3 protein-coding genes are annotated in these 3,451 nt (G+C 73.0%); all 3 read right to left on the reverse strand.

Going from position 1 to position 3,451, the window contains the following annotated elements; all coding sequences use genetic code 11:
- Positions 1–83 precede the first annotated feature (83 nt).
- The 3 genes from KSNIM_RS38830 to KSNIM_RS38840 all read right to left on the reverse strand — a co-directional run bounded on the left by KSNIM_RS38830 (position 84) and on the right by KSNIM_RS38840 (position 3,297).
- Positions 84–677: a TetR/AcrR family transcriptional regulator gene (locus tag KSNIM_RS38830; RefSeq protein ID WP_078661431.1), complete on the reverse strand. Its 594-nt coding sequence runs from the start codon at positions 675–677 to the stop codon at positions 84–86.
- A gap of 182 nt (positions 678–859) precedes the next feature.
- The gene (locus KSNIM_RS38835) at positions 860–2,527 is read right to left on the reverse strand and encodes an AMP-binding protein (RefSeq protein WP_263108373.1); all 1,668 of its coding nucleotides are present in this window, start codon (positions 2,525–2,527) and stop codon (positions 860–862) included.
- The gene (locus KSNIM_RS38840; protein WP_263108374.1) at positions 2,524–3,297 is read right to left on the reverse strand and encodes a class I SAM-dependent methyltransferase; all 774 of its coding nucleotides are present in this window, start codon (positions 3,295–3,297) and stop codon (positions 2,524–2,526) included. Before KSNIM_RS38840 ends, KSNIM_RS38835 begins: the two co-directional genes overlap by 4 nt.
- Positions 3,298–3,451 lie beyond the last annotated feature (154 nt).

A 3,451-nucleotide genomic window follows, 5' to 3' on the forward strand; every position in this document is an offset into this window, starting at 1 on the left:
GCCGATGCGGCCGGGCAGGCGCTCGGGCGGGCTGCCGTGCCCCGCCGGGCGGGCGTCAGGCTGCCCGCCCAGCGCGGGCGCCTTCAGCTCACCCAGCGGGCGCCCAGGGCGGGCAGCAGTACGTCCCAGGAGGAGCGGACCCGGGTGATCAGATCCAACTCCTCGCGCACCGACCCGAGATAGTGCGCACCGAAGATCACGGTGGTCATCAACTGGGCCACCGGCTCCGGCGGATAGTCGGAGTCCATCTCGCCCTGCTGCTGCGCCTGGACCACCAGGCGCAGCAGCGTGCGTTCCACGTCCGACACGAAGGCCGGCGTCCGCTTGGTGGACTGGGCCTCCTCCAGCAGAAGCCGCAGGGCCGCGTTGACCCGGATGTCGCGGTGCAGCCGGGCGACCAGCGCGCAGGTCACGTTCTTCAGGGTCGCGACCGGTGAGTCCGGTGTCTCGCCGACTCCGTCCTCGATCAACTTCCATGCGTCGTCCAGGTGTTGGACGAGCGCTGCGGCCAGCTCCTCCTTGGAGGCGAAGTGGCCGTACAGGGCTCCCTTGGTGACGCCGGTGCTCTGCGCCACATGGCCGAGGTTGGTGTTGGCGTAGCCGTGGGCGGAGAACTCCCTCGCTGCGGCGTCCAGTACCGCCTCGTACGTCCTCCGGGCCCGCTCCTGTTGTGCCATCGGCTTCCTTCCGTTCAACCACGTTGCCCGTGAACTCACGTACCGCAGTTCATGGTTCGAAGGCAAACCCTTCTTCCGGACCCCCGTCTGTTGTCCATTCCCTCTCCATAAACACGCGAGCGGCCCTCGGTCTGCCGGGTTGTCCGGACCAAGGGCCGCTCGGTGCGTGCCGCGGCGGGGTGTCAGGCCCTGGTGCCCGGTCCGCCGGCGCCGCCGGCCTCGTAGCGCTTGCGCAGCTCGGCTCGGCGGAGCTTGCCGATGCCGGTCTTCGGCACGTCCTCGCGGGCGAGGGTGACGACCCCGCCCAGGCGCACCCCGTACCGCTCGGTGACCAGGTCGCGGATCCGGCGGTCGGCCTCGTCGGTGCCGGTGCCGCCGCGCGGGTGGTAGAAGACCACCAGCTCCTCCTCGCCGCCGGCCGCGGTGCACGGCGAGACGATGGTGAAGGAGGGCTCCACGAAGGGGAGTTCCTCGACCAGCGCCTCGATCTCGTGGCCGTGGTACTCGGCGCCGTTGAGGGTGATCAGGTCGTCGACCCGGCCGGTGACGGTGAGGATGCCGTCCTCCGCCACCGCCAGGTCGCCGGAGCGGAACCAGCCGTCCGCGGTGAAGGACTTGGCGTTCTGCTCGGGGTTCTCGTAGTAGCCCGAGAAGACCGGGTCGCCGGTCACCTGGAGGCGGCCGACGGTGCCGGCCGGCAGCAGGGCGTCGTGCTCGTCCACGATGCGCAGCCGGACGCCCGGGTGCGGCCGCCCGACCGGGACGAAGCGCTCGTCGCCCATGGTGTCCGGGTCGAAGACGAAGTCGACGATGCCGGCCGAGGTCTCCGACATGCCCCAGCCGGGGTGCATCGAGGTCCGCGGCAGGCCGAACGGGGCCAGCAGGTCCAGGAAGCGCCGGATCACCCGGGCCTTGACCGACTCGCCGCCGTTCATGATGTAGCGCAGGCTGCGCAGGTCCCAGTCGCGGCCGGCGATCTCCTCGGCCCGGTCGTTGACCAGGCCGAAGGCGAAGTTGGGCGCCCAGGTGGTGTCGCAGCCGTGCCGGGAGATCTGTTCGAACCAGCGGGTCGGGTCGTCCAGGATCCACTCGGTTCGGGCATGCACCTGGGTGCAGCCGAGCAGTACGTCGCGGGCGTGGAACATGACCAGGCCGCCGATGTGGTCGAGCGGCATCCAGTTGAACGAACGGCTGGTCACGTCCAGGCGGCGGACCTGCGCGGTCGCCGTGGAGCGGGCCAGGATGTTGCGGTGGGTCAGGGCGACGGCCTTCGGGACGCCGGTGCTGCCGGAGGTCAGCAGCAGGACGGCGAGGTCGTCCGCGCGGGCCGGGTGCAGCTCATCGGCGGCGGCGTGGCCGCGCAGTTCCCCGGTGCGGCCGAGCCAGCGGCCGGCCTCGGCCATCGCCGGGCTGGCCGGGGCACCGTCGTCGCCGACGACCACCCAGGGGCTGTCGTAGCCGGCCCAGATCCACTCCAGCTGCTGGGCGGCGGCGTCGGGGGCGTCGGCGCGGCCCGGCGGCACCGGGATCGGCACCAGGCCGCCGAGCACCGCGGCCCAGAACGCGGCCAGCAGGTCGGACTCCTCGCGGATCTGCAGCAGCACCCGGTCGCCGGGGCGGGCGCCGCCCGCGCGCAGGCCGGTGAGGATCCGCCGGGCGCCGTCCAGCAGCTCGGGGTAGCCGAGCACGGTGTCGGAGCCGTCCGCGCGGACGAAGTGGATCCGGCCGGCGTCGGGCCGGGCGGCGGCGCGCTGCAGGGCCTCGCCGAGGTTGCAGACCGGGAGCTCGGGGGCCGGGCCGCCGTCGAGGACGGCGTCCGGCAGGGTGCGGGTGTCGGCGGGCGCGGTCATGCGGCGGCCTCCTTGCCGGTCGTGGCGGCGCGGGCGACGAACAGCAGCGGGCCGCGGCCGATCCGCGGGCCGGGCTCCTTGCGGAAGCCGCCGTACTCGGCGACCACCTCGAAGCCGGCGTCCACCAGCAGGTCGCGCACCTCGGGTGCGGTGAAGACGGTCTGGTCGAAGAAGTTGGCGTACATCGAGACGGTGCCGTCGCCGTCCCGGGCGATGATGGTCTCCTCGTTGCGCCAGACCGCGCGGTGGGCGTGCACGGACTGCCGGGCCAGCCGGGTGACGAGCAGGCCGTCGCCCTGGTGGTGGGCGATGATGTTCGGCTGGTAGCCATCGACGAAGTTCAGCAGGTGGCCGATGTCCACCACGACGTGGCCGCCGGGGGCGAGCCAGCCGCGGACGGACTCCAGCAGTTGCCGCAGCTCGCCGCGGCTCAGCTGGTTGAGCGTGCTGAACAGGCTGTACACCAGGTCGTAGCGCCGGTCGGTGGTGTACTCCTCGGCCCTGGTGCGCACGTACTCGACGGCGGCGGAGCCGGGCTCCGGGGCCTTCGAGGCGGCGTACTCGGTGAAGGCGGCGCTCTGGTCGAGGCCGGTGCCGGGGTGGCCCAGGGCGGCCAGGGCACGCAGGTTGGCGCCGGTGGCGCTGCCGATGTCGAGGACCGACCCGCCGGGCGGCAGGTACGAGGCGAGGAACTCGGTCTCGGTGGCGAGGTCGCGGAAATCCTTGCGGATCACGTCGTAGAACTCGCCCGGGTATTCGAAGCTGGACAAGCTGGACAAGGAGGAGGGCCTTTCGCTCGGGACCGGCGGGCGCCGGTCGTCCCGGGCCGGTCCGCCCGGTGCCGGGCGGCCCGGCGGGCGGCATTGTTCGGGCGGTGCGGGCGGTGCGGCGACACCGGCCGGGCGGCCCGCGGGCGGTACCGGG

It is taken from the genome of Kitasatospora sp. DSM 101779 (genome assembly GCF_025655475.1).
Taxonomy (GTDB): domain Bacteria; phylum Actinomycetota; class Actinomycetes; order Streptomycetales; family Streptomycetaceae; genus Kitasatospora.

Bases quoted from the DNA above. Each gene is read 5' to 3' on its own strand.
- KSNIM_RS38835 (WP_263108373.1), bottom strand. From the start codon at position 2,527: ATGACCGCGCCCGCCGACACCCGCACCCTGCCGGACGCCGTCCTCGAC.
- KSNIM_RS38830 (WP_078661431.1), bottom strand. From the start codon at position 677: ATGGCACAACAGGAGCGGGCCCGGAGGACGTACGAGGCGGTACTGGAC.